Genomic DNA, 24,674 nt, shown 5'->3' with positions numbered 1-24,674 from the left:
TACGCTTACATTCGCATGCGCTACGTTGTTTGCCTGAATATTCTATATTAACTTAAAAGAAGGTGCTAGCATCGCTTTGGATACCAGTTTTCTGTCGGAAGCCTATTTTACAAGGGATAAAATCGTACAACACCATATCGATTCATATAACAAGTTCTTAAACAGCGGTCTTCAGAAAGTTATCGATGAACAACGTCTCATCGAGACTGACATTGAGGATATATACGTCAAGTTAGGCCGCATCAGAGTTGAAAAACCGGTTGTCAAGGAGGCGGATGGTGCAATTGAAAACCTCTACCCCAATGAGGCCAGACTCCGAAACCTTTCTTATTCTGCTCCTCTTTTCCTCGAAATGTCCGTGGTCAAAGGTGGAGAAGAATCCGAACCAAGGGAAGCCAAAATTGGACAACTACCGGTTATGATCAAATCCGAGATATGTAATCTTGTTGGAATCGATGATGAGGAAATGATCGAACACGGCGAGGATCCGCTTGATCCAGGAGGCTACTTTATCGTTAATGGTACCGAAAGGGTAGTTATGACCCTTGAGGATCTTGCACCCAACAAGATACTGGCCGAAATCGGAGAGCGTTACGGGGATCGCATAGAAGTTGCAAAGGTTTTCTCCCAGCGCAGAGGCTACAGGGCACTTGTGGTGGTTGAAAGAGGCAGGAAAGCCCTGCTGGAAGTTTCTTTCCCCTCCATCTCCGGAAGGATTAATTTCATCACTCTTCTCAGGGCTCTTGGTATTGAAACAGATGAAGATGTCGTCAAGACGGTTTCAACAGATCCTGAAATAATGAAGTTCATGTTCGAAAACCTCGAAGAGTCTGAAGTAGATACAGTAGAAGAAGCGGTTGAGAAGATTGGTATGAGGGTGGCCTCCGGTCAGGCAAGCGAGTATCAGGTCAAGAGGGCAAATTATGTTATTGACAGGTATCTGCTTCCTCATCTTGGTAATGAACCAGAGGACAGGGTGGCAAAAGCCCATTTCCTGGGTCGCATGGCCGAATCATGCTTTGAATTGGCTCTTGACCGTCGTAGTGCGGATGATAAGGATCACTATTCCAACAAGCGCCTGAAACTAACAGGTGACTTGCTGGAAGATCTCTTCAGGGTGGCTTTCAACCGCCTGACACGTGATGTCAAATACCAGCTTGAAAGAGCAAACATGAGGAACAGGGAATTGAATGTTTCCACATTGGTCAGGGCAGATGTCCTTACAGACCGCCTCCAGCACCCACTTGCAACAGGTAATTGGGTTGGAGGAAGGAGTGGTGTATCCCAGTTGCTTGATCGTACTGATTATATTTCTACACTTTCTCACCTGAGACGAGTAATATCTCCACTTTCCAGAGCACAACCTCACTTTGAAGCCCGTGATCTGCACTCTACTCAGTGGGGCAGATTGTGTCCTTCAGAAACACCAGAAGGTCCCAACTGTGGTTTGGTGAAAAATTTTGCCCAGATGGTGGAACTATCCACAGGGGCGGATGATTTCGATAAAGTGAAAAATGTGCTTTATGGTCTTGGTGTGGCACCGGCGCAGCTTCATATGCCTGAAAAGATCCTTAAGTATTCCAATGAGCTAGGAACTGATGTAGAGGAACATGAAATGCCAGTAGATGATTTGATAAAATCCCCTGGTTATCAGGATATTACTGATGATAGTGGTAAGAAATCTCTCGGTAATGGGGGGGTGATTCTTGGTGACTGATGCCAAAGTATTCCTGAATGGTGAATTAATAGGCACGCATCCTGATCCTGTCAATCTTGTGGAAGATATTCGCAAGCAAAGAAGGGCCGGTATGCTTTCCAGGCAGGTAAATGTAGCTCTTTATGAAGATATTCATGAAGTGATCATCAATTCCGATATAGGTAGGGCAAGAAGGGCACTTGTAGTAGTAGAAAACGGCCTGCCTCTTGTTACTGAAGACCATATTGATAAACTCAAAAGCGGAGATTTGACGAGTGCAGATCTCATCAGGCAGGGTCGTATTGAATACCTGGATGCCGAAGAAGAAGAAAATTCATATGTGGCTCTCTACGAGAGTGACATCACTCCCAAACACACACACCTTGAAATAGATCCCTCTCTGATTCTGGGTATCTGTGCAGGTATGGTCCCTTATCCGGAACATAATGCATCCCCCAGGATTACCATGGGTTCGGCTATGATCAAACAATGTATTGGTGTGTCCACTTCCAACCTGAAACTCAGGCCTGATACCCGTGCACACGTGTTACATTACCCCCAGAAAGCACTCACACGCACGCAGACATGCGAATCAATTAACTTTGATGAAAGGCCTGCGGGTCAGAACTTCGTTGTGGCTGTAATGTCCTATGAAGGTTATAATATTGAAGATGCACTGGTTTTCAACAAAGGATCCATTGAAAGAGGCCTTGGTAGAAGCCACTTCCTCAGGACTTTTGAGGGCGAAGAACGTCGTTATCCCGGTGGGCAGGAAGATAAATTTGAGATTCCTGATTCGGAATACAGGGGTGCACGTAGTGCGGAAGCCTATGCGAACCTGGATGTTGACGGGCTTGTCAATCCGGAGACCACAGTTGGGCCTAATTCAGTATTGATCGGTAAGACCAGTCCTCCTCGTTTCCTTGAAGAACAAACGGATTTCGGTATCACCGTAGAACAGAGAAGGGAAAGTGCAATCACCATGCGTTCCAATGAAAGGGGTGTGGTTGATACTGTCCTGCTTACAGAATCCATTAACGGTACCAGGCTCACCAAGGTAAAGGTCAGGGATCAGAGGATTCCTGAGATCGGTGACAAGTTTGCTTCAAGGCACGGTCAGAAAGGAGTAATCGGACTTATAGTTCCATATCACGATATGCCCTTCACAGAATCCGGAATGGTTCCTGATCTGGTAATCAATCCTCATGCAATCCCTTCACGTATGACAGTTGCACATGTTCTGGAAATGATCGGTGGTAAAGTAGGATCTGTAGAAGGCAGACGTATCAATGCAACTGCCTTTTCCGGAGAAAAGGAAGATGACCTGCGTTCAGGTTTACAGAAACATGGTTTTTCACACACCGGTAAAGAAGTCTTTTACGATGGTGTGACCGGTAAAAAGGTCCAGGCCGATATCTTTGTTGGTGTTATTCTTTATCAGAAACTGCACCACATGGTAGCATCCAAGATGCATGCAAGGTCCCGTGGTCCAGTTCAGGTTCTCACACGCCAGCCAACCGAAGGACGTGCCCGTGAAGGTGGTCTGCGATTTGGTGAAATGGAAAGGGATGTACTTATTGGTCATGGTGCAGCGATGACCCTTAAGGAAAGATTGCTTGATGAATCTGATAAGGTTGAAGAGCTTGTCTGTAGTAATTGTGGCATGATCGCGACCTTTGACCGCAGGCGTAATGTGAGGTACTGTTCAAACTGTGGATCAGAAACGGACATCCACCGTGTAGAAATGAGCTATGCATTCAAGCTTTTGCTGGATGAAATCAAATCCCTTGGAGTAGCTCCGAGGCTCAGACTTGATGATGCTGTGTGATGGTGATATCAATGGATAATACTATACCCTCTATTCCCCAGAGAATCGGTGCAATCAGATTCGGTCTCCTGTCTCCACGGGAAATCCGTAAAATGAGTGTTACTTCAATTATTACTGCTGACACATATGACGACGATGGTTATCCTATTGACATGGGTTTAATGGACCTTAGACTGGGTGTTATAGATCCGGGTTTGAGGTGTAAGACCTGTGGAGGCAGGGCCGGTGAATGTCCGGGCCACTTCGGTCATATTGAACTTGTGGCACCGGTACTACACGTAGGATTTAATAAGATAATAAGAAAAGTACTACGTTCGACCTGTCGTAACTGCAGCCATCTTCTTCTTGAGGATAAACAGAAGAAGGCCTATCTTAATCAGTTTGCCAAACTGAATGTAATGAGTCATCTGCCTGATGATTTGATTAATAATGTATTCAAAGAAGCACGAAAGACCAAGATTTGCCCTTATTGTGGTGAAGAGCAACTTGAGATAAAATTCGAAAAACCCTCGGATTACATAGAGAATGATTACAAGTTGACACCTACTGAAATCCGTGATCGTCTTGAACATATCCCGGATGATGACCTAAAGGTCATGGGTATGGATCCTGTTTCTGCAAGACCTGAATGGATGGTTCTTACAGTGCTAGCAGTTCCTCCTGTAACAGTTCGTCCTTCTATCACTCTGGAATCAGGTCAGCGTAGTGAAGATGATCTAACTCACAAACTTGTGGATATTATTCGTATAAATCAGCGTTTTCAGGAAAATCGTGATGCAGGTGCACCACAACTTATTATAGAGGATCTCTGGGAACTGTTGCAGTATCACCTTACTACGTTCTTTGACAACGAAGTTTCAGGCGTTCCTCCGGCAAGGCATAGGTCTGGCCGTCCTCTAAAGACTCTTACACAGCGTCTTAAAGGAAAAGAGGGACGTTTCAGGGGAAGTCTTTCCGGTAAACGTGTGAATTTCTCTGCACGTACGGTTATATCTCCAGATCCCAACCTTAGTATCAATGAGGTGGGTGTACCCTATGCAATTGCCAGGCGAATGACAATTCCTGTAAGGGTTATCTCCAGAAACCTTGAAATGATGCGTGCATATGTTGCAAGAGGGGGAGAAACTCATCCTGGTGCTAATTATGTATTCCGTGAAGATGGGCGCAGACTCAAGATCACTGAAGACAACAAGGAAGAACTTGCTGAAAAACTTGAACCTGGCTGGACAGTTGAAAGGCAGATGCAGGATGGGGACATTGTTCTCTTTAACAGGCAGCCTTCTCTTCATAAAATGAGTATAATGGCACATAAGGTCAAGGTTTTGCCAAATAAGACGTTCAAACTTAATCCATCTGTCTGTCCTCCTTACAATGCGGACTTTGACGGTGATGAAATGAATATGCATGTTCTGCAGACGGAAGAATCCCGTGCAGAAGCAAGCATTTTGATGCAGGTTCAGGAAAACATCCTGTCTCCTCGTTTTGGCGGTCCTATTATAGGTGGTATTCATGACCATATTTCAGGTATGTTCCTGCTGACGCGTAATGAAAAGATGATCAGTAAGAACGATGCTCTGGAACTTTTACGTAAATCAGAAGTACGTGAGCTTCCGGAGCCTGCAGGTTATAATGATGCAGGAGATCCTTTCTGGACGGGTAAACAGATTTTCAGCCAGATTCTTCCAAATGATCTCAATCTTGAATTTAAAGCCAATGTATGTTTCAAGTGTGATGTATGCAAGGGTAGGGATTGTGAGTATGATTCTTATGTGGTGGTTGAAAATGGTGAACTGGTGGCCGGAACTATCGATGAGAAAGCAATCGGTGCTTTTAAGGGCAAGATACTTGACTCCATTGTGAAAAGATATGGTTCAACTGAGGCTGCTCAGTTTGTGGACGATGTGACTAGGCTTGCGATTCGTGGTGTGATGCGTACTGGCCTTAGTTTTGGTATCAGTGATGAGGATATTCCCCGTGAAGCAAGACTGAATATCGATGAGGAACTTGAACGTGCTGAAAACGAAGTTGCAGAACTTATTCAAGCTTATGAGGCAAAAGAACTTGAACCCCTCCCGGGTAGAACTCTCGCTGAAACCATCGAGCTTAAGATCATGCAGTCTCTGGGTAAGGCAAGGGACCATGCCGGTACCATTGCAGGAAACCACCTGGGTCTGGAAAATTCTGCTGTGATTATGGCAAAATCCGGTGCACGTGGTTCTATGCTGAACCTGACACAAATGGCAGGCTGTGTGGGTCAGCAGGCTGTACGTGGTGAACGTATAAGGAGGGGCTATGAAGGCCGTACACTGCCACACTTTGATAGAGGTGACCTTGGTGCTGATGCACATGGTTTCGTAAAGTCCAGCTATAAGAGTGGCTTAAACCCTACGGAATACTTCTTCCATGCAGTGGGAGGTAGGGAAGGTCTTGTTGATACTGCGGTGCGTACATCCCAGTCCGGTTATCTTCAACGTCGTCTTGTAAATGCTCTTCAGGATCTCGAAGTACAATATGATCGATCGGTACGTGAAACACGTGGTGTTATCGTGCAGTTCAAGTACGGAGAGGATGGTATAGATTCCACCAAGAGCGATTATAACAGTGAGGATACGGTACATAACATAGTAAGTTCTGTTACTGGTAAGGAGGTGAAATAAATGGTACTTCAAGAAGCAACAATTGAAGGTATGGTCAAAGACTTACCTCTTCCCAGTGATGTAAAGCAGACTCTTATCAGTGATTCGGTTAAAGCGAGTGTAAATAAGAAACAGATGGAGGAGATTATTGAAAAACTCCTGGAAACTTATGATAAATCCTGCGTGGAACCCTGTGAAGCTGTAGGTGTTATTTCTGCACAATCGATTGGTGAGCCAGGTACACAGATGACAATGCGTACTTTCCACTATGCTGGTGTGGCTGAGATCAATGTTACACTGGGTTTGCCCAGGTTGATTGAGATTGTTGATGCACGTAAACGTCCCAGTACACCAATGATGACCCTCCATCTTGACAAAGAGTATCTCGAAGACAGGGATTTTGCAAATAAGATTGCCTGGATGATTGAAGCTACACATGTTGAGCATCTTGCTGATGTCACTACTGATCTTTCTAACATGCAGCTTGTTATTGATTTGAATGAAAAGGCCATGAATAAAAGGGAAGTAGCTATTGAATCGGTAATGGAGAAACTTGAGCACGGCCTTGGTGTTTCCGTTGTTCAGGCCAGTGAAGTTTCCAACCAGCTTCTCATAAAACTGAAAGAACCTTCCTATCGTGAGTTATTACAGCTTGCAAAGAAGATCAATACCATCACATTGAAGGGCATTGATGGCATCAAGAGAGTAGTTGTCAGAAAAGAGGATGGTGAATACAGGCTCTATACAGAAGGTTCCGAACTCAAGAAAGTCCTTGAAATTGATGGTATAGATCCCACAAGGACAAGCACCAATAACATCGGGGAAATCTATGAGGTATTTGGAATCGAAGCTGCAAGAAATGCAATAATCAAAGAGGCTACAGATACCCTGCGTGAACAGGGTCTTGAAGTTGATGTGAGGCATATTATGCTGGTGGCGGATATAATGTCCTGTGACGGCGAAGTAAAACAGATAGGTCGACATGGAATATCCGGTGAAAAAGCCAGTGTGTTTGCACGTGCGGCTTTCGAAGTAACTGTAAATCATTTGCTTGATGCAGGTTTGCGTGGAGAGGTCGATGAATTGAATGGTGTTACTGAGAATATTATTGTCGGCCAGCCAATCAAACTCGGAACAGGAGATGTTCATCTCGTTTCCAGAAATCCTCTGCAGGGATGAAACTGTAACCAGAAACTAGATATAAGGAATCAGGTATTAAAGTACCAATCTTAAATTCAAAAGGGTTGATCTATATGGATATTAATGTTGATAAGGCATTGCTGAAAGTCATTAGGACAGGAGATGTTGTGGTCGGGGCAAACAGGACCATTGATGTAGCTACAAACGGAGATGCAAAAATGGTAGTAGTTTCTGCAAACTGCCCGGCATACATCAGGGAAAAGATCGAGGAAACAGATTTACCAGTACTTAAATACGCAGGCTCAAGTATGGATCTTGGAACTGTTTGTGGTAAACCGTATACTATCACCACCATGGCAATCGTTGATGCTGGTGAATCTGATATTATAGGATTAGTTTAAAATAGAGGGTGTTTTATTTTTGAGTGATATCAAACTTTCAACAGACGCTATCAGGTATATAGCCCTGTTTGAAAGTATGACCGGGGCACCTATCAAGGATTGTCTTATAGGCGATGATCGAATTATCTGCGTGGTCAACAATGGCGATATGGGTGCTGCAATCGGGAAGCATGGAGATAATATTAACCGCTTCAAAAAAGCAGTCGACAAACACGTGGATTTAATAGAGTATTCCGATGATCCGGTAACCTTCATCAAGAACGCATTTGGCACGATTCCTACAAAATCTGTAGAAATCAGCGATAAAAACGACAAAAAGGTTGCCTATGTTGAGGTTTCCAGTATGAATAAAGGTCTGGCCATCGGGAAAAGCGGTCGAAATATTGATAAGATAAAAAGGATTGTAAACCGTCATCATGATATCGAAGATTTGATATTACAATAATCCGGGTTTCAAATATTTAACTCATCTATTGGAGGATACTATATGACAAATGGAAAATATGCAGCTCATAGACTTAAAGCGGCACGTAAAAATGCAAGGTGGAAAGATACTCGTTACAGCAGGCGAACCCTTGGACTTAATGTAAAGTCTGATCCTTTATCAGGAGCTCCCCAGGGGCGCGGTATTGTGCTGGAAAAGGTAGGTATTGAAGCCAAACAGCCCAACTCTGCAATCAGGAAATGTGTAAGGATTCAATTAATCAAGAACGGTAGACAGGCAACTGCTTTCTGTCCCGGAGACGGTGCCATCAATTTCATTGATGAACATGACGAAATAACAGTGGAAAGAATTGGTGGACGCATGGGTGGTGCAAAGGGTGATATTCCCGGTGTGCGCTTTAAGGTCACAGCTGTTAATAACGTCAGTTTGAATGAGATGGTCATCGGCAAAAAGGAGAAGCCAAGGAGATAATTCTTATGAATAAATTATTCGGTAAATGGGATATGACTGAGGTTGAGGTGCCAGACCCAGGTCTCAGAAGGTATGTGAATGTCGATCCAATTGCAATTCCCAACACAGGGGGCAGGCACGCAAGACAGCAGTTCAATAAGTCCGATCTTTCAATTGTTGAAAGACTTATTACCAGTCTGATGCGCGGAGAGGAGAATACAGGTCAGAAGCAGTGCACAATGACTGCTGTAAAAGATGCTTTTGATATTATCCATTCCAAAACGGACAAAAATCCTGTTCAGGTACTTGTTGAGGCAATTTCCCATACTGGTCCAAGGGAAGAGGTAGTACGTCTTAAATACGGTGGAATCTCTGTACCAAAAGCTGTGGACACCGCACCTCAGAGAAGAGTAGACTCTGCACTGAGGTATATTGCTATGGGTACCAAACAGACATCTTTCAAATCCAAACGTTCATTTGCCAGCTGCCTTGCAACAGAACTTATAGCAGCATCCAATGGGGATGCAAAGTGCTTCTCTGTGAACAGGAAAGATGCAAAAGAAAGGGTTGCAAAGGCTGCACGTTAATCTAATATTATAATTACTGCGTAGGTTGTAGTTATGGGACGAAGGAAAAAAATGGTAGAGCGTGTAAAAGCGCTTATGAGTGATCCCGATATGATAAGAAATATCGGTATTGTAGCACACATCGATCATGGTAAAACCACTTTATCAGATAATCTGCTGGCAGGCGCAGGGATGATTTCCCAGGACCTTGCCGGAAGGCAACTTTTCATGGACTCTGATGAGGAAGAACAGGAAAGAGGTATTACCATTGATTCAGCTAACGTTTCAATGGTGCACGAATATGACGATAATGAATACCTCATTAACCTCATAGACACCCCGGGCCACGTTGATTTCGGTGGCGATGTTACACGTGCCATGCGTGCAGTGGATGGTGCTGTTGTTGTAATAGATGCTGTTGAAGGCACAATGCCACAGACTGAGACTGTTCTGAGACAGGCACTTAAGGAACACGTAAGACCTGTACTTTTCATAAACAAAGTTGACCGCCTGATTAATGAACTTCAGGAAGGCGGACAGGAGATGCAGATGCGTCTCGGGAAGCTTATTGATCTTGTTAACAAACTCATTAAAGGTATGAATGAGGAACGTTATAAGGCCGGCTGGAAAGTCGATGCTGCAGGCGGTACTGTTGCATTTGGTTCTGCTCTTTATAACTGGGCAATCAGTGTTCCAATGATGCAGAAGACTGGTGTAAGTTTCAATGACGTTTATGAATACTGCCGCAATGAAGATATGAAGACACTTGCTGAAAAATGTCCTCTCCATGAAGCAGTTAATGATATGGTAATCAGGCATCTTCCAAGTCCGATCGAGGCACAGGAAGGACGTGTCGGTGCCATCTGGCATGGCGATAAGACCTCTGAAATAGGCAAGTCAATGAAGGATGCCGATGCAAATGGAGATCTTGCTTTCATGGTTACCGATATTGCAATGGATCCACATGCAGGTGAAGTTGCTACAGGAAGGCTCTTCAGTGGCTCTTTATCCAGAGGTATGGAGGTTAATATTTCAGGAATAACCGCTAAAAACAGAATCCAGCAGGTTGGTGTGTTTATGGGTCCTGAAAGGCTGGAAGTGGAAACGATTCCCGCAGGCAACATTGCTGCTGTAACTGGTCTCAAAGATGCTATCGTAGGTTCTACTGTCACAACCCTGGAAGATATGATGCCATTTGAAAGCATCCAGCATGCAAGTGAACCTGTAGTAACAGTGGCTGTTGAAGCCAAACATATGAAGGATCTTCCAAAATTGGTAGAGGTCTTGCGTCAGGTAGCTAAAGAGGATCCAACTCTTCAAATAAAACTTGATGAAGAAACCGGTGAGCATCTTCTTGCAGGAATGGGTGAGTTACACCTTGAAGTCATAGGTCACAGGATTGAACGTGATAAGGGTGTAGAAATCACTACCACCCCTCCAATCGTTGTTTACCGTGAATCTGTAAAATCTCATGCAGGTCCTGTTGAAGGAAAATCCCCTAACAGGCATAACAGGTTCTATATCGAGATTGAGCCACTTGACCCTGAAATAATCAAGCTTATCAAGGACGGCGAAATCAACATGAGGATGCCCGAGCTTGAAAGAAGGGAACTGCTTATGAATGCCGGTATGAGCAAGGAAGAGGCTAAAGGTCTTGTTGACATCTATGAGAGTAATATCTTCCTTGACATGACCAAGGGTATTCAGTACCTCAACGAAACAATGGAATTAATTCTTGAAGGTTTCACAGAGGTTATGAAAGAAGGTCCTCTTGCCAGGGAGCCATGCATGGGTGTAAAAGTCAAACTCATGGATGCCAAACTTCACGAAGATGCTGTTCACCGTGGTCCTGCACAGGTAATTCCTGCATCAAGACAGGCCATCCAGGCAGCAATGCTTCTGGCAGGAGATGTTCTCTTTGAACCGTACCAGAAAGTATTTATCCAGGTGCCACAGGAACAGATGGGCGGCGCAACCAAAGAAATACAGGGTCGTCGTGGAATCATATTGAACATGACATCTGAAGGTGACACTACAGTGATCGAATCCAAGGCTCCGGTATCAGAACTTTTCGGCTTTGCAGGTGATATACGTTCTGCAACCGAAGGACGTGCCATGTGGAGTACTGAATTTGCAGGATTTGAGTCTCTGCCTGCCAATATGGTTGCAGAGATAGTTAATGAGATAAGAGAAAGGAAAGGTCTCAAGGCAGGCGTCCCGCAGCCTGAAGATTTCCTTAGTATGTGAGGGGGGAATTCCCTTCTTACTTTATAATGTCGTTAGAAAGATTTAAACCTATTAACGACTATTACAGACAAAAAACCCTATAATTACATCAAATTAGAAGGAGAATCGATATATGGCAAACAAACCACATATGAATTTAGCAGTTATCGGTCACATCGACCACGGAAAGTCCACCCTTGTCGGTAGGCTTATGTACGAAACCGGTGCTATTCCACCGCACGTTATCGACAAATTCAAGGAAGAAGCAAAAGAGAAAGGAAAAGAATCCTTTGCCTTCGCATGGGTAATGGACTCTCTCAAAGAAGAACGTGAGAGGGGTATCACTATTGATATCGCCTACAAGAGGTTTGACACCGACAAGTACTACTTTACAATCGTGGATTGTCCAGGTCACCGTGACTTCGTTAAGAACATGATCACCGGTGCATCCCAGGCAGATGCCGCAATCCTTGTGGTAGCAGCAACAGACGGTGTAATGGCACAGACAAAGGAACACGTTTTCCTTTCCAGGACCCTCGGTATCAATCAGCTCATTATCGCTGTCAATAAGATGGATGCAACTGACTACAGTGAGGACAAGTACAACCAGGTCAAAAAGGACGTATCCGAACTTTTGGGTATGGTTGGTTTCAAGGCTGCAGATGTCCCATTCATTCCAACCTCTGCCTTTGAAGGTGACAATATATCTAAGAACAGTTCCAACACTCCATGGTACAACGGTCCAACTATCCTTGAGTGCCTGAATAGTCTGAAACTTCCAGAAGCTCCAGACGATTTGCCTCTCCGTGTACCTGTACAGGATGCATACACAATTTCCGGAATCGGTACAGTACCTGTAGGTCGTGTAGAAACCGGTGTAATGAAGAAAGGCCAGATGGTCACTTTCATGCCAAGTGGAGCAAGCGGTGAAGTAAAGTCTATTGAAATGCACCACGAAGAAGCAAACGAAGCCAGACCTGGTGACAATATCGGATGGAGCGTCAGAGGTGTCGGTAAAGCCGATGTCAGGCGTGGGGATGTCTGTGGTGAATCCAAGAATCCACCAACAGTCGCTGATGAATTCACAGGTCAGGTTGTTGTGCTCCAGCACCCGTCCGCAATCACAATCGGGTACACACCTGTATTCCACTGCCACACAACCCAGACTGCCTGTACACTGATGTCCATTGACAAGAAACTGGATCCAAAATCCGGTCAGGTCAAAGAAGAAAACCCAACCTTCATCAAGGCTGGTGACGCAGCAATCATAACAGTCAAGCCAACAAGGCCAATGGTCATTGAACCTGTCAAGGAAATCCCACAGCTCGGAAGGTTCGCTATCCGTGATATGGGTATGACCATCGCTGCCGGTATGTGCATGAGTGTTAAAGAGAAACAGTAAACACTCAATTTACCCTTTTTAGGGGGAAAATGAATAATGGCACAGAAAGCAAGAATAAGACTGTCGGGAATTGATCCGGTAAATCTGGACGGTGTCTGCGATCAGGTAAAATCCATCGCTGACCGCACAGGTGTAAGTATAGCCGGGCCTGTCCCGCTGCCCACCAAAAAAATGGTGGTACCAGCACGCAAAGCCCAAGTGGTGACGGAACCGCTTCCTGGGATCGCTGGGAAATGCGTGTTCACAAACGCCTGATCGACATAGCTGCAGATGAGCGTGCTCTCAGGCAGCTAATGCGCATTCAGGTGCCTAAGGACATCAATATTGAAATCGTTCTTCAGAATTGAGGGGGGTTTCCCTCTCCTTTTTTTGTTTTTAATTAATTGTTAATTCTCGATTCCTGTACATTTTCACACTGTTTATTAAATTTACTTCTTACCCTGGGTGATCTATATGTCAGAAAAAATAGAGGATGAAACTGAAAGTAAGGTCTATAATGCATTAAAAGAAAGCGGCAAACCACTGCGATCAGGTGAAGTTGCCGAAGCTGCAGACATTGATAAGAAAGTAGTCAGCAAGACAATAACCAAACTTAAAAAAAAAGGACTTGTATGTTCCCCTAAAAGGTGTTATTACTCTGTGTCTGAGGAATGATTGCTTTCCCAAGCATAAGTTCAGGCCATGTGCCCTTGTACTGTCCGAACAGAAATCTCACTTATTTATCAGGACAAACTTTATATCCATCTTTACTCAATAAAAGCAAATCTGTTGGACCTGTAGTGTAGAGGATATCACTTTAGCCTCCGGAGCTTAGGACCCGGGTTCGATTCCCGGCAGGTCCTTAAAAAATGATGCTTGTAATTTTTCACAGGCTGTAGAGTTTACAGAGATGATTTTTCATTTTATTGAAAAGGTGTATCCTGTAGACATCCGTATTCTTGATGTCGAATATGACCACTCCCTGGGTATGCCATGATACGTTTTCAATCAGACCCAGATCATCCATTTCATCCACAAAGAATCTGGCCTTGCTGTAATTGAGGTTATTTCTCCAGTCCCCAACCTGCATCTTAGATTCGCCACTTTTTTCAAGTTCGAGTTCTTCCAGACCAAACTTGTATATTTCAAACCATTGAATATCTTCCTTGGTGGCTTTTATCCTTCCCTTCTTGGTATCTTCTTTGAGCATTTTGATAACCAGATCTATATCAGAAGGAGTTATCGTGCAATCATTGATTTTATTCAGATAAAGGTCAATTTCTTCCATATTGTTCCCTCGTTCTTCTTTTTCTTTATATGAGGTTTGTGTTTTATGCAGTATAAGTATTTCTTAACTCAATCAGGGAAAAGCACATAAATCTTACTGTTTTGAAGCCCGATTTGGCTTCTGGGTGACAAACCGCCTTTTTACTTTAGTTGTTCATATTATAAATGCAGAATATATCGTTTTCCAGAGAAAAGTTTCAATAATAGTCATAACAGGGAAGAAACAACTTATGATTTCTTAACCATACGTCCAAATAGAATAGGCCTATTATTAATAAAAAATATATTTTATTCATTTTCATCTAATTCTTCGTCAGCCAAGTAACTTTTAGATCTGAGTATACGGTATGTGCCATAAATCACCTTTGTACAAAGAATGGTGACAATTATTGTTGAAATTATTACTACAATTAAATATATATCCACATTTCATCCCTACTACTTAAACACAATTAAGCTGATTAGTAGCCTGGTTCCTTTTAATTATGTATAGAAGATCAAATGGAAGTCTTTAGGGAAACTCAAAATAAACGTGTCTATATAGGGTATTTAAATATTGATTTTGTGTAAGTTGAACTTTGCTATAGACGAAAGTCTCCTTGAACCCTCATTTTTTATATTTCCGGTTTCAACATTATTACAACGACTTTTTGATTAATGGTATTATTTAAGGGGGAATAATTATCGTTGATATAAACATAAAAATAGGTGGAGAAGCCGGTCAGGGCATACAAACCATAGGATCGGTTCTTTCAAGAACATTGGTAAGGGATGGTTTCTATGTTTATGGAAATCAATTCTATCTTTCCAGAGTACGGGGTGGACATAATTATTTCCAGATAAGGGTGAGTGATCATCCTGTATATGCACTGGATGAAAAGATAGATATATTGGTGGCCCTTGACACCCAGACAATTCCTGAGCATATTGATGAGGTCAAAGAAGGCTTTGTGCTTGCCGATGAATCCATTGTAGGGGACAATGTAGATGAAAAGATCATATCTGTTCCTTTCACAGAAATATCAAAGGATGTAAGTGGTAAAAAATTATTTTCAAATACCGTTGCTGTAGGAGCTGTATTTGGCCTGCTTTGCTATGATCTTGCAACACTTAAAAGGTTCCTTTCCGAGACTTTCAAAAGGAAAGGGGATGAGGTTGTAGAGAAAAACATAAAGGCAGCACAAGCAGGTTATGATTATGTAAAAAATGGTAAATTTGAAGGGATTTGTAACTATAATCTCAGCCCACAACCGACTAACAGGCGGATTTTGATAAATGGCAATGACAGTGTGGGAGTGGGTGCCCTTGCTGCAGGAGTGCAATTCCTTTCGGCATATCCCATGACCCCTTCAACTGGTGTCATGACCCGTGTGGCAGCACATGCAGATGATTTCAATGCTGTTGTGGAGCAGGCCGAGGATGAGATCGCTGCCATAAATATGGCCATCGGAGCATCCTTTGCAGGGGTGCGTGCCATGACCACTACCTCAGGTGGAGGTTTCTGCCTGATGACAGAAGGACTGGGTCTCGCTGGCATCACTGAGACACCGGTTGTCATCTTTCTGGGCCAGCGTCCCGGGCCCGCTACCGGCCTTCCCACAATGACTGAACAGGGGGACCTTAATTTTGTGCTTCATGCTGCACAGGGGGAATTTCCCCGTTGTGTACTTGCCCCTCGTACGGCAAAGGATGCCTTCAACCAGACAATACGGGCATTTGACATAGCTGACAAATACCAGATCCCGGTCCTGATATTGAGTGACCAGCATCTTGCAGATGGTCTTTTTACCTATGAGAGGTTCGATACATCCGACCTGAAGATTAACAGGCATCTTCTGGAAGACCGGTTTGTGGGAAGTGACTACCAGAGATATACAATTACCGAATCAGGTATATCACCGAGGGCTATACCCGGCCAGAACGGTGCACTGGTGGTTGCAGACAGTGATGAACACAACGAAGCAGGTCATATCGATCAGACTACTGGTAACCGCATTCGTATGAATGAAAAACGTCTGCGCAAGGTAGATGGACTTACGGATGAAATGCAGATGCCAGCTATTCATGGTATAGACGGAGCAGATATTTCCCTGATAGGCTGGGGATCTACCTATGGTCCCCTTGCAGAGGCAGTTGACATCCTGAATCGTGATGAAGTATCCATAAATTTGATTCATTTTAGTGATATTTATCCATTTTCTCATGATACTGTCAGTTTACTGGATGGGTTGAACACCACTATATGCGTGGAAAATAATGCAACAGGCCAATTTGCACGCCTGCTGCGGGCTGAATTAGGATTTGAAGTTTCAAAAAAGATGTTAAGATATGATGGCTTGCCCTTTACACCACAATCGGTTATCAGGGAGCTTAAAGGAATGGGGGTGATCTGAAATGGTAACAATGGACGATTATAAAGACGGTGAAACGGAATGGTGTCCCGGGTGTGGTAATTTCAACATACTTGAGGCTGTGAAACGCTCTCTTGTGGGCCTCGGTAAAAAGCCCCACGAAGTTTTGATGGTATCAGGAATCGGCCAGTCGGGTAAATTACCACATTACCTGAAATGCAATACATTCAACAGCCTTCATGGCAGGACCCTGCCTCCGGCTACTGGAGCAAAGGTTGCCAATCCTGAACTCACTGTGATTGCAGTAGGTGGTGACGGGGATTCCTATGGTGAGGGAGGAAACCACTTCATACATGCCATACGCCGCAATCCCGATATTACCCTGATAGCACATGACAACCAGATATACGGTTTGACCAAAGGCCAGGCTTCCCCTACAAGTGAATTGGGCATGAAGACCAAGGTGCAGACGCATGGTGTTCTCCATACCCCTTTCAATCCTCTTGCAGTTGCCATATCCCTGGATTGCCCCTTCGTGGCCAGAGGTTTTGCCGGGGATGTCGAGCACCTTTCATCGCTGATCACACAGGCGATTTCCCACAAGGGATTTTCCCTTGTGGATGTTCTTCAGCCCTGTGTTACCTTCAATAAACTCAATACATACAAGTGGTACCGGGACAGAGTTTATAAAATGGAATACAATGGGCATGATCCTGCAAACAGGATGGCAGCCTTTGAAAAAGCTCTTGAATGGGGTGACCGGATACCCACAGGTGTGTTCTATAAACGGGATTCAGAAACATTCGAGTCCAAACTGGATATACTGAAAAAGGGACCACTTATAAAAGATCAATACGATTCCGCAAAGATGGACAGTGTTTTTGAGAATTTTTCCTGAGGGCATCATGAATTCCAAAACCAACAGGCTTACCCGGCAAAGCAGTCCCTACCTGAGACAGCATTCCACAAATCCTGTTGATTGGTATCCATGGTCAGAAGAAGCTTTTGAAGATGTCCACATTGCCAATCTTTTGGTGGAATGCTGAAGCGTTCTCCACCGGCCTATAGCTATATGTTAACCGGTCTTATGCTTGGAGTAGAGGTGACTCTTGTCGTAACCGTTACAGATTCTGATAAAATCGGGCTTAAGGAAATGATGGGTGTTGTAAGGAAAAATTATCTTCCCAAAACAATATTGTTATTGAAAAATCCCGAATCTGCCAGAGATCTGGCCAGGATTGCTCCTTATACACTTGATATGGATGTAAAAGAAGGGAGAACTACAAGCTTATGTCTGCAAGGGACAAAGCTGCACTCCTCCGGTCAACGACCCCCGGGAATTGGAAAGCCTGTTGTTTTGATTGCTTAAAAGTACAGGGCATCTTTTGGACAGGCTTCTACACACCGGCCACATTTTATGCAGTCGGGATTATTGCCTATATCCCTGACCGTCAGTTCCATAGGGCAAACTTTTTCGCATTTCTTGCAATCTATACAAAGTTCATGTGCCATTTTAAGATGGTAGCGGTCTCCTCCGATTATTCTTTGTGCAGTTCCCATCGGGCATACCGTACACCAGGCCCTGGAATTGTAAAATCCTCCCAGCATGATTGCCAGTGTAGTTGTTACAATACACATTGACACTAGTACGACTCCGATTTTTTCGAACATATTCTGTGTGGCAAATATCACTGATATCCTGTATATCATTACTGTCATCATAAGTACCAAGAGAGGGATTCTCAGCCAGAAACTTTTGAGAATATCCGGTATGTCCTGTTTTCTTGATACTTTACTGAGTACGAAATCATACAGGCTTCCACGCGGACATAGGTTGCCGCAGAACCAGCGTCCTCTTAATACAGATGTAGCCAACAGGGTGATCATTACAACTGCCATCAGATATCCAAGATAAGGATACCACAATCCACCCAATGAGACTACCAGGACGAGCAGCCACAAATAACGTGTTATATTCAACATTTCACCATGCCTCCAGTTCTTTATCGACTTTGTTTACCCACTTATGTACAATTTGCATAATAATTTCCTTTATTTCGTTTTTTTCCTTCAGTTTATAGATATAGGTGTATCCTCCACGATCCAGGTTTGTTTGGGATTTGGTAAGGATTTCTTTTTCATGTAATTTTTTAACGGATCTCTGGACAGTCGATAGGTCAAGCCCGGTATCATTTGCAATATCTTCGGTATTTACCCATTTTTCCGGAGTATCAAAGAATAACTCAATAACCTTCATATCGGCTCTTGTAAGGTCCAGGGCACATTTGATGACATCGTTTAAACGGAATTCTTTGCAGGCAAAGTCTATCATTTCAATACCTCTCATTAGATGCAGTACTGTTTATTAGTCACAGCATATTTATATGCTTTTAACAACTGCCATCCATTGCCAAAAAACAGCAGTACTCATAATATTACGAGATATATTTATCAATAATGTATATTATGAATTAGCAGGCGATTACCATGAGCGGTCGTGAATATATGCTAGGCAACGTTGCCATTGCCCGCGGTATTGTAGAAGGGGCTGTGGACGTTGTGTCCGGTTACCCAGGGACCCCTTCTTCTGAAATAGTGGATACTCTGGCTTCTATGAAAGAAAGGGACTTCTATATTGAGTGGTCCGTAAATGAAAAGGTTGCAATGGAAGTGGCTTCCGGTGCCTCTATGGCAGGAGCTCGTTCCGTGGTTACCATGAAACACGTAGGTCTGAATGTAGCTGCTGACCCTCTGATGACTCTGGCATACATGGGTGTCAAAGGAGGCATGGTTATTATTGTGGCTGATGACCCTTCCTGCCATTCTTCCCAGAATGAGCAGGATACCCGCAGGTATTCCGTGTTCTCACAGATTCCCTGCCTTGAGCCATCAACTCCCCAGCAGGCCAAGGATATGATTCCTTATGCCTTTGAATTATCTGAAAAATATGAAATACCGGTAATCTTTCGCTCCACAACACGTATATCCCATGGCAAGTCGGATATCGAACTTGCTCCTGTCAGGCAAAAGACAGGTGAAATTAAATTTGAAAAAAATCCTGACCGCTGGGTAATGGTTCCTAAAAATGCAAGGGTACGACATCCTCATCTGCTTTCGATACAGCAGGATATTCGCGGCGAGTTTGAAGTTTCCGGCTGGAATGAACTTACCATAGAAGCAGAAAGTACTGTTGGTATCATTGCTTGTGGAACAGCTGCAGTTTATGCAAAAGAAGCGCTTGACAGGCTTGGTATTACCGCTTCTTTTTGGAGATAGGGACGTATCCAATTCCAGAAGACAGTGTTCGTCAATTTCTCGCGAAAACAGAACAGGTAATTGTGATAGAGGAACTTGAACCTGTTATTGAGGACCAGTGCAAGGTAATTGCAAGAGATGTAGGGTTTGAAACTGAAATCTTCGGCAAAGCAGATGGCTTTCTACCCCGTACAGGGGAATTCAATGTTGATATTTGCATTGAGGGTATAGCTAAAGCCTTTGGAATTGATTCATGTGAATGTAAACCTGCAAAGCAGGATATGGAACTGCCTGTAAGGCCGCCTGCTATGTGTCCGGGTTGTTCCCACAGGGGTACTTTCCATATCATGAAAAAAGTATTTGGTGAAGATGCGGTATTTCCCAGTGACATCGGTTGTTATACTCTCGGTATCCAGCACGGGACGGTGGATACCACTCTCTGCATGGGGGCCAGTATCAGTGTTGCTTCGGGAATCTATGATGCCGGTGAGAAAAAACCCATATGCTGTACAATCGGTGATTCTACCTTTTTCCACACCGGGATTAACAGTTTAATGAATGCTATCTACAATAAATCCGATATCACTGTACTTATACTTGATAACAGGACTACGGCAATGACCGGTCATCAACCCAATCCGGGTATGGGTAAGACAGCAACCCGTGAACCAACCGTGGAGGTTGCGTTTGATAAATTGTGCAGTGCAATGGGTGCTGAATTCGTGGAAGTGGTTGACCCCTACGACATGGCCGCCACAGAGGATGTACTTGAGAGAGCAAAAGCACATGAAGGGGTTTCAGTTGTGATAGCCAAACGTGCCTGTGTTATTTCCGCGGCAAGGGAAGGTATAAGGTACACTCCGTTTATGGTTGATACAGATCTCTGTAAAGGTTGCCGGAAATGCTTGAAATTTGGCTGCCCTGCAATTGAATTTGATGAGGTGTCCAAAAAAGCCTCCATAAATTCAATGTGCAGTGGTTGTGGATTGTGTGTTGAAATATGCACTTTCAATGCTATCATGGAGGTGAAAAAATGACTTCCGATTCATCAAATTTTGATCTTGTGATAGTCGGTGTGGGAGGTCAGGGTGCTGTCAAGGTTTCAGATATAATAGGCAAGGCAGCGGTTTCTGAAGGGATGAATGTCCGGGCAGCAGAGACCCACGGGATGGCCCAGCGTGGCGGTTCTGTTGTGAACTATGTAAGACTTGGTTGCGATCTTGGTTCTCTTATACCCTGCGGCAGTGCCCACGGTATGCTGGCACTGGAGCCGGTAGAAGCAATGCGCTACATTCATGATGTTGCAAAGGACAAAATAGTGGTGATGAATACCTCCCCGATTTATCCGGTAACCGTTACATCGGGACAATGCACCTACCCTGACCCGCAGGAAATTGTTGCCAGACTTGAGAAGGATTACAGGGTTGTGGCCTTTGATGCTGTGGCCCTTGCCAGGCAGGCCGGGAATATGAAAACCCTGAATGTCGTGATGCTGGGGGCAATATCCTCTTATCTTCCAATCCCCGAGGAAACACTGGTGGAATGTATAAGGAATATGGTACCTTCAAATACCATTGATACCAACCTGAAGGCATTCAGGCTGGGCAGGGAAACAACAAGACAGTAACAACATTACCATGTACAGTATACCGGTTTCATGTTTTGATCTTGACTACACTCTGGATTGTGGTCAGGTATTTCGCTGGTCAAAAGAAGATGACTGGTGGCACGGTGTGGTACAGGGAGATTATGTACATGCCTTCTATGAACAGGAGCCCGGGACTCTTTACATTGATTCCCGTCTCCCTGTTGAGTTTTTTGTTAAGTACTTCAGGCTGGATGATGACCTGCCCTATATCTTTTCCTCAATCGATCATGACCTTTACGTACATGAAGCAATATCAAAATACAGTGGATTGCGCCTGATTAGGCAGGATCCCTGGGAATGCCTTGTATCTTATATGATAGCAACTGCTTCGAATATTCCCCGTATAATGAAATCCATCGAGAAACTGTCCCGGTTGCTGGGGGAGGAAATTGTTGATGGGATTTACGCTTTTCCTGAAGTATCTGCCCTTGCAGCTTGCTGTGGTGAGGATCTTTGTGACTGCAGTCTGGGTTTCAGGGCACGCCGGCTGGTCAAAGCTGCCAGGATGATAGAATCAGGGGAGTTAGACCTGTACGGGCTGTATGCTATGGATTATTTTCAGGCCAAACAGCAATTGATGAACATAGAAGGAATCGGGGATAAGGTGGCTGATTGTATCCTCCTTTTCTCCTATGGGAAAATGGAAGCTTTTCCTGTAGATACCCATGTTGACAAGGTCATCCGAAATTATTATTCCGATAGTTTTGAAGGACCTTATACCAAACCTAAAATGGCTGAGTGGGCAAGATCCTATTTTGGACCTTACTGTGGTTATGCCCAGCAGTATCTTTTCTATCAGCACAGGCTTGAAGGTAAACTGGGTAGTGGAATGGATTAAAGGAATTCATTGAGGAAAGCTCTGTAGTCGGGATCCTTTATTTGCAGGATATTTTTCCCGGACAGGATTTCATATTCGTTTTTAAGGCTCTTTGAAACCTGTTTTCCCAGGGAACAGTTGTGAATTTCATTTTCAATTAATGAAGAGGCAGTTGTATATTTGCGCGGGACTTCAGCTACATATTTCCCGTCTTCTATGTAGAATGCAAACACATCTGTTCTGTCGGTGTATTTCTCCCTGAACATTTCAGCATGTTGCTTAACCCATACCGGTGGACCTCTGTGTTTTTTGACCGTTGCAATTTGGGCATTTTCAAGTTCAATGATAAGTACGACGTCCTTGCCTACCCATATACCACTTTTTATGGGGTGAAAATCCTGTTTTTCAAGTAATGCTTCCACTGACTTTTGCATTTTGAAAAGCTGGGGATACAATATATCTTCTACAACTTCAGGAGTATGGAACTTCAGCGCAATAATGGAGCTTGTTCTTTTATTCATTCTCTGGATTATTTCACCATCAGATAGCGGGGGTGCAATCTTCTTTGAAAAGTAGGATTCCTTTGGCTCTTCGAGGTATTGGCGGCAGAGATTAATGAAAAGGCAAAACTTGTCAAGTGATAGAGCAGCGGCTACGTTTCTTCCTGCATCTGTGGGGTCAATCACCTGAAGAGGCTCGCTAAATTCCTTTGCAGGCTTCAGGAACTCAATTTTCTGATACGGCTCCCATTCTGCTGCGGCTTCAAGTACGTTTTTGAAAGAGCCGTAATGGATTATGAGCAGTTCAGTGAGATAGCCTGAGAAACCCCGGGTTTTCAGTTCTGAGCCATATGTTCCTCCGGCTTTCATGAACTGTTTGAGTAAAAGCACGTCATCCTCGAGACCTTCGATTCTTTCTTTTATGAAGCGGTTGTGAAAAGGTGTCCTGTCAACAGCTGAGATTATTCTGGAAGCATCGGTTATACGGTAGCAGGGAACAATATCTACATCAAATCCGGCATAGTTTAGTTTGGTGTAGGGGTGTTCTGCATAACCTTCCTCCCAGGATCGGCCTTCTTTTGCAAGTTCGTGGCCTATGAACAAACCATACTCTTCAAGTTTTTCCCGTGGAAGGGATGGGTCAAAACTTATGAATATATCAAGATCATGTGTTCCGGTGATCCATGTATTGCGAGCAGCTGAGCCTACCAGCTGGACCTTCACATCGGTAATACGTTCTTTTTTGGCTATCTGGATTGCTCTTCTCATCAGATAACCGGCAGTTTTTTCCAGTTTTTCTTTTTCTTCCAATGAAGGTTTGATACGTTCCAGTACCTTTTGTTCAAGAGCCAGCATGTAAATCCTTTTGAGTTCTGTGTTTTTTAGTTATGTTATGTATGGCTTTTTCAGCTGTTTTTTACTATATATCCTTTGAAGCTATATACTGTTTCTTTTATCGTTCTTTTATAATATAACTAAAACATAAAACTGTCTAACGATAAAATTTATAGTTATCGATCTTCTCTTCTATGGATAACGGGAGTTTTACAGATGGAGAACAGGTGGGTGCAGTTTTAACTGTCGTTGTCTTTTTTGAGTTGATATTTGGAGGAAAATATGTTAAGTGAAAAGATGACCGATGCGCTGAACGAGCAAATAAACAGGGAAATGTATTCTGCCTATCTTTATATGGCAATGTCAGCTGCAAGTTCCTATAAAGGACTTGACGGCTTTTCGAACTGGTTCATGGTGCAGTATCAGGAAGAAATGACTCATGCCATACGCATATATGATTACTTGAATGGACAGGGAGCACAGATCCAGCTTAAGGCAATAGAGCAGCCACCAAAGGAATTTGGTACTCCTCTTGAGATGTTCAAGGCTACCCTTGAACATGAGCAGTTCATCACAAGATCGATCAATGAACTTGTCACTCTTGCAAATGATGAGAAGGATTATGCAACAAATATCTTCCTCCAGTGGTTTGTCACCGAACAGGTCGAAGAAGAGAGCAATGATAATGAAATAATCAGCAAACTCCAGCTTGCAGGTGAAGAGGGCAATGGCCTGTTCATGATTGACAAGGAACTCGGTGCAAGGGTGTTCACCCCGCCGGCACAGGAAGGACAGTAATCAGTTAAAGGAGGATTTGATATGGATATTGAAGAATTAATCAAAGGAAAAGTATCGGAAGGCAAAGAGAAACATGTACCTGACATTTCAATCGGCAAGTCCCATGGTTCAGATGTGGAAGACCTTGTGACGGTTCATGTGGGAAAGGAAGTTGCCCATCCCAATACGATTGAACATCATATTGTATGGCTTGAGTTGTATGGTGTGAAAAAGGGAGAACATGCCGCAGGTTCCAACTACGGCGGGGATAAATATGGTCAGATCGTGGATCTGGGCCGTGCAGAATTTGGCCCTTCATTCACCGAACCTCTTGCAAGGTTTAAGGTAAATGTTGCAGATTTCAGTGCTTTGTTTGCGATTTCCTACTGCAATATACATGGTCTGTGGCAAAACATCACCGAACTTTAAGGTCTGA

At 43.8% G+C, this 24,674-nt stretch carries 23 protein-coding genes, 1 tRNA gene and 2 pseudogenes; 22 read left to right on the top strand and 4 right to left on the bottom strand.

The features are described from left to right. The first annotated feature begins 76 nt into the window (after positions 1 to 76). The 13 genes and pseudogenes from C9889_RS03140 to C9889_RS03080 all read left to right on the top strand — a co-directional run bounded on the left by C9889_RS03140 (position 77) and on the right by C9889_RS03080 (position 13,632). On the top strand, positions 77 to 1,717 hold the full coding sequence (locus C9889_RS03140; RefSeq protein ID WP_129597116.1) for a DNA-directed RNA polymerase subunit B'': 1,641 nt from the start codon (positions 77 to 79) through the stop codon (positions 1,715 to 1,717). Next, positions 1,710 to 3,524 (top strand): DNA-directed RNA polymerase subunit B, encoded by a 1,815-nt coding sequence (gene rpoB / locus C9889_RS03135; RefSeq protein WP_129597114.1) that lies wholly within the window; start codon positions 1,710 to 1,712, stop codon positions 3,522 to 3,524. The genes C9889_RS03140 and rpoB overlap by 8 nt, the downstream gene beginning before the upstream one ends. 11 nt (positions 3,525 to 3,535) lie before the next feature. After that, the gene (locus tag C9889_RS03130) at positions 3,536 to 6,181 is read left to right on the top strand and encodes a DNA-directed RNA polymerase subunit A' (protein WP_129597112.1); all 2,646 of its coding nucleotides are present in this window, start codon (positions 3,536 to 3,538) and stop codon (positions 6,179 to 6,181) included. Beyond that, entirely contained in the window at positions 6,182 to 7,339 is a 1,158-nt protein-coding gene (gene rpoA2, locus C9889_RS03125) for a DNA-directed RNA polymerase subunit A'' (protein ID WP_129597111.1), read from the top strand. Positions 7,340 to 7,413: 74 nt separating this feature from the next. Further along, positions 7,414 to 7,701: a 50S ribosomal protein L30e gene (locus C9889_RS03120; RefSeq protein WP_105460699.1), complete on the top strand. Its 288-nt coding sequence runs from the start codon at positions 7,414 to 7,416 to the stop codon at positions 7,699 to 7,701. Between the two features lie 19 nt (positions 7,702 to 7,720). Then, a complete protein-coding gene (locus C9889_RS03115; RefSeq protein ID WP_129597109.1) occupies positions 7,721 to 8,146 on the top strand; it encodes a NusA-like transcription termination signal-binding factor in 426 nt (141 codons plus the stop codon). A gap of 42 nt (positions 8,147 to 8,188) precedes the next feature. Continuing rightward, positions 8,189 to 8,617: a 30S ribosomal protein S12 gene (locus C9889_RS03110; protein WP_129597106.1), complete on the top strand. Its 429-nt coding sequence runs from the start codon at positions 8,189 to 8,191 to the stop codon at positions 8,615 to 8,617. Between the two features lie 5 nt (positions 8,618 to 8,622). Beyond that, positions 8,623 to 9,183, top strand: coding sequence for a 30S ribosomal protein S7 (locus C9889_RS03105; protein WP_394342227.1), 561 nt, complete (start codon positions 8,623 to 8,625; stop codon positions 9,181 to 9,183). A gap of 33 nt (positions 9,184 to 9,216) precedes the next feature. Continuing rightward, entirely contained in the window at positions 9,217 to 11,409 is a 2,193-nt protein-coding gene (locus C9889_RS03100) for an elongation factor EF-2 (RefSeq protein ID WP_129597102.1), read from the top strand. Between the two features lie 112 nt (positions 11,410 to 11,521). After that, positions 11,522 to 12,790, top strand: coding sequence for a translation elongation factor EF-1 subunit alpha (gene tuf / locus C9889_RS03095; protein ID WP_129597101.1), 1,269 nt, complete (start codon positions 11,522 to 11,524; stop codon positions 12,788 to 12,790). A gap of 36 nt (positions 12,791 to 12,826) precedes the next feature. Further along, a pseudogene (rpsJ, locus tag C9889_RS03090) lies at positions 12,827 to 13,137 on the top strand (30S ribosomal protein S10). Positions 13,138 to 13,243: 106 nt separating this feature from the next. Continuing rightward, positions 13,244 to 13,444 (top strand): helix-turn-helix domain-containing protein, encoded by a 201-nt coding sequence (locus tag C9889_RS03085; RefSeq protein WP_129597100.1) that lies wholly within the window; start codon positions 13,244 to 13,246, stop codon positions 13,442 to 13,444. 116 nt (positions 13,445 to 13,560) lie between these two features. Next, a tRNA-Arg gene (locus C9889_RS03080) sits at positions 13,561 to 13,632 on the top strand. Positions 13,633 to 13,655: 23 nt separating this feature from the next. On the opposite strand, the gene C9889_RS03075 is transcribed toward C9889_RS03080, so the two are convergent. Continuing rightward, the gene (locus C9889_RS03075; protein WP_129597099.1) at positions 13,656 to 14,057 is read right to left on the bottom strand and encodes a hypothetical protein; all 402 of its coding nucleotides are present in this window, start codon (positions 14,055 to 14,057) and stop codon (positions 13,656 to 13,658) included. A gap of 679 nt (positions 14,058 to 14,736) precedes the next feature. Between C9889_RS03075 and C9889_RS03070 the strand changes: the two genes are divergently transcribed. From C9889_RS03070 to C9889_RS03055, 4 genes are read left to right on the top strand one after another with little or no spacing between them, the layout of a single operon-like run. Continuing rightward, positions 14,737 to 16,449, top strand: a complete 1,713-nt coding sequence (locus tag C9889_RS03070; RefSeq protein ID WP_129597098.1) for a 2-oxoacid:acceptor oxidoreductase subunit alpha — start codon at positions 14,737 to 14,739, stop codon at positions 16,447 to 16,449. A 1-nt stretch (position 16,450) separates the two neighbouring features. Beyond that, complete coding sequence (locus C9889_RS03065; protein WP_129597097.1) at positions 16,451 to 17,305, top strand: 2-oxoacid:ferredoxin oxidoreductase subunit beta; 855 nt, start codon at positions 16,451 to 16,453, stop codon at positions 17,303 to 17,305. Positions 17,306 to 17,312: 7 nt separating this feature from the next. After that, on the top strand, positions 17,313 to 17,453 hold the full coding sequence (locus C9889_RS03060; protein ID WP_129597096.1) for a DUF255 domain-containing protein: 141 nt from the start codon (positions 17,313 to 17,315) through the stop codon (positions 17,451 to 17,453). Continuing rightward, positions 17,447 to 17,776, top strand: coding sequence for a hypothetical protein (locus tag C9889_RS03055; RefSeq protein WP_129597095.1), 330 nt, complete (start codon positions 17,447 to 17,449; stop codon positions 17,774 to 17,776). The genes C9889_RS03060 and C9889_RS03055 overlap by 7 nt, the downstream gene beginning before the upstream one ends. Here the strand turns inward: C9889_RS03055 and C9889_RS03050 are convergent. Further along, a complete protein-coding gene (locus tag C9889_RS03050; protein ID WP_129597094.1) occupies positions 17,773 to 18,390 on the bottom strand; it encodes a 4Fe-4S binding protein in 618 nt (205 codons plus the stop codon). The two genes, C9889_RS03055 and C9889_RS03050, sit on opposite strands and share 4 nt — an antisense overlap. Position 18,391: 1 nt before the next feature. Beyond that, the gene (locus tag C9889_RS03045; RefSeq protein WP_129597093.1) at positions 18,392 to 18,739 is read right to left on the bottom strand and encodes a MarR family transcriptional regulator; all 348 of its coding nucleotides are present in this window, start codon (positions 18,737 to 18,739) and stop codon (positions 18,392 to 18,394) included. Between the two features lie 155 nt (positions 18,740 to 18,894). Between C9889_RS03045 and iorA the strand changes: the two are divergent. The 3 genes and pseudogenes from iorA to C9889_RS03030 all read left to right on the top strand — a co-directional run bounded on the left by iorA (position 18,895) and on the right by C9889_RS03030 (position 22,148). After that, positions 18,895 to 20,699, top strand: a pseudogene (gene iorA, locus C9889_RS03040) (indolepyruvate ferredoxin oxidoreductase subunit alpha). Then, positions 20,696 to 21,289, top strand: a complete 594-nt coding sequence (locus tag C9889_RS03035) for an indolepyruvate oxidoreductase subunit beta (RefSeq protein ID WP_129597091.1) — start codon at positions 20,696 to 20,698, stop codon at positions 21,287 to 21,289. Before iorA ends, C9889_RS03035 begins: the two are co-directional and overlap by 4 nt. Before the next feature lie 10 nt (positions 21,290 to 21,299). Continuing rightward, positions 21,300 to 22,148: a DNA-3-methyladenine glycosylase family protein gene (locus C9889_RS03030; RefSeq protein ID WP_129597089.1), complete on the top strand. Its 849-nt coding sequence runs from the start codon at positions 21,300 to 21,302 to the stop codon at positions 22,146 to 22,148. Here C9889_RS03030 and cca read toward each other — a convergent pair. Then, entirely contained in the window at positions 22,145 to 23,482 is a 1,338-nt protein-coding gene (gene cca, locus C9889_RS03025; RefSeq protein WP_129597087.1) for a CCA tRNA nucleotidyltransferase, read from the bottom strand. The genes C9889_RS03030 and cca overlap by 4 nt on opposite strands. 261 nt (positions 23,483 to 23,743) lie before the next feature. Here cca and C9889_RS03020 point away from each other — a divergent pair, with 261 nt between their 5' ends. Then, the gene (locus C9889_RS03020) at positions 23,744 to 24,259 is read left to right on the top strand and encodes a ferritin (RefSeq protein WP_129597085.1); all 516 of its coding nucleotides are present in this window, start codon (positions 23,744 to 23,746) and stop codon (positions 24,257 to 24,259) included. 21 nt (positions 24,260 to 24,280) lie between these two features. Beyond that, complete coding sequence (locus tag C9889_RS03015) at positions 24,281 to 24,667, top strand: desulfoferrodoxin family protein (RefSeq protein ID WP_129597083.1); 387 nt, start codon at positions 24,281 to 24,283, stop codon at positions 24,665 to 24,667. The last annotated feature ends 7 nt before the right edge of the window (positions 24,668 to 24,674 follow it).

Origin of the sequence: Methanohalophilus profundi (assembly GCF_004137855.1) — an archaeon.
Taxonomy (GTDB): domain Archaea; phylum Halobacteriota; class Methanosarcinia; order Methanosarcinales; family Methanosarcinaceae; genus Methanohalophilus; species Methanohalophilus profundi.
This window is presented reverse-complemented; position numbering and strand designations above follow the sequence as displayed.

What these genes read in the sequence shown, in the direction of transcription:
- C9889_RS03130 (WP_129597112.1), top strand. Translation starts at nt 3,536, where the DNA reads ATGGATAATACTATACCCTCTATTCCCCAGAGAATCGGTGCAATCAGA.
- rpoA2 (WP_129597111.1), top strand. Translation starts at nt 6,182, where the DNA reads ATGGTACTTCAAGAAGCAACAATTGAAGGTATGGTCAAAGACTTACCT.
- C9889_RS03120 (WP_105460699.1), top strand. Translation starts at nt 7,414, where the DNA reads ATGGATATTAATGTTGATAAGGCATTGCTGAAAGTCATTAGGACAGGA.
- C9889_RS03110 (WP_129597106.1), top strand. Translation starts at nt 8,189, where the DNA reads ATGACAAATGGAAAATATGCAGCTCATAGACTTAAAGCGGCACGTAAA.
- C9889_RS03105 (WP_394342227.1), top strand. Translation starts at nt 8,623, where the DNA reads ATGAATAAATTATTCGGTAAATGGGATATGACTGAGGTTGAGGTGCCA.
- C9889_RS03100 (WP_129597102.1), top strand. Translation starts at nt 9,217, where the DNA reads ATGGGACGAAGGAAAAAAATGGTAGAGCGTGTAAAAGCGCTTATGAGT.
- tuf (WP_129597101.1), top strand. Translation starts at nt 11,522, where the DNA reads ATGGCAAACAAACCACATATGAATTTAGCAGTTATCGGTCACATCGAC.
- C9889_RS03085 (WP_129597100.1), top strand. Translation starts at nt 13,244, where the DNA reads ATGTCAGAAAAAATAGAGGATGAAACTGAAAGTAAGGTCTATAATGCA.
- C9889_RS03075 (WP_129597099.1), bottom strand. Translation starts at nt 14,057, where the DNA reads ATGGAAGAAATTGACCTTTATCTGAATAAAATCAATGATTGCACGATA.
- C9889_RS03065 (WP_129597097.1), top strand. Translation starts at nt 16,451, where the DNA reads ATGGTAACAATGGACGATTATAAAGACGGTGAAACGGAATGGTGTCCC.
- C9889_RS03060 (WP_129597096.1), top strand. Translation starts at nt 17,313, where the DNA reads ATGAATTCCAAAACCAACAGGCTTACCCGGCAAAGCAGTCCCTACCTG.
- C9889_RS03055 (WP_129597095.1), top strand. Translation starts at nt 17,447, where the DNA reads ATGCTGAAGCGTTCTCCACCGGCCTATAGCTATATGTTAACCGGTCTT.
- C9889_RS03050 (WP_129597094.1), bottom strand. Translation starts at nt 18,390, where the DNA reads ATGTTGAATATAACACGTTATTTGTGGCTGCTCGTCCTGGTAGTCTCA.
- C9889_RS03045 (WP_129597093.1), bottom strand. Translation starts at nt 18,739, where the DNA reads ATGATAGACTTTGCCTGCAAAGAATTCCGTTTAAACGATGTCATCAAA.
- C9889_RS03035 (WP_129597091.1), top strand. Translation starts at nt 20,696, where the DNA reads ATGACTTCCGATTCATCAAATTTTGATCTTGTGATAGTCGGTGTGGGA.
- C9889_RS03030 (WP_129597089.1), top strand. Translation starts at nt 21,300, where the DNA reads ATGTACAGTATACCGGTTTCATGTTTTGATCTTGACTACACTCTGGAT.
- cca (WP_129597087.1), bottom strand. Translation starts at nt 23,482, where the DNA reads ATGCTGGCTCTTGAACAAAAGGTACTGGAACGTATCAAACCTTCATTG.
- C9889_RS03020 (WP_129597085.1), top strand. Translation starts at nt 23,744, where the DNA reads ATGTTAAGTGAAAAGATGACCGATGCGCTGAACGAGCAAATAAACAGG.
- C9889_RS03015 (WP_129597083.1), top strand. Translation starts at nt 24,281, where the DNA reads ATGGATATTGAAGAATTAATCAAAGGAAAAGTATCGGAAGGCAAAGAG.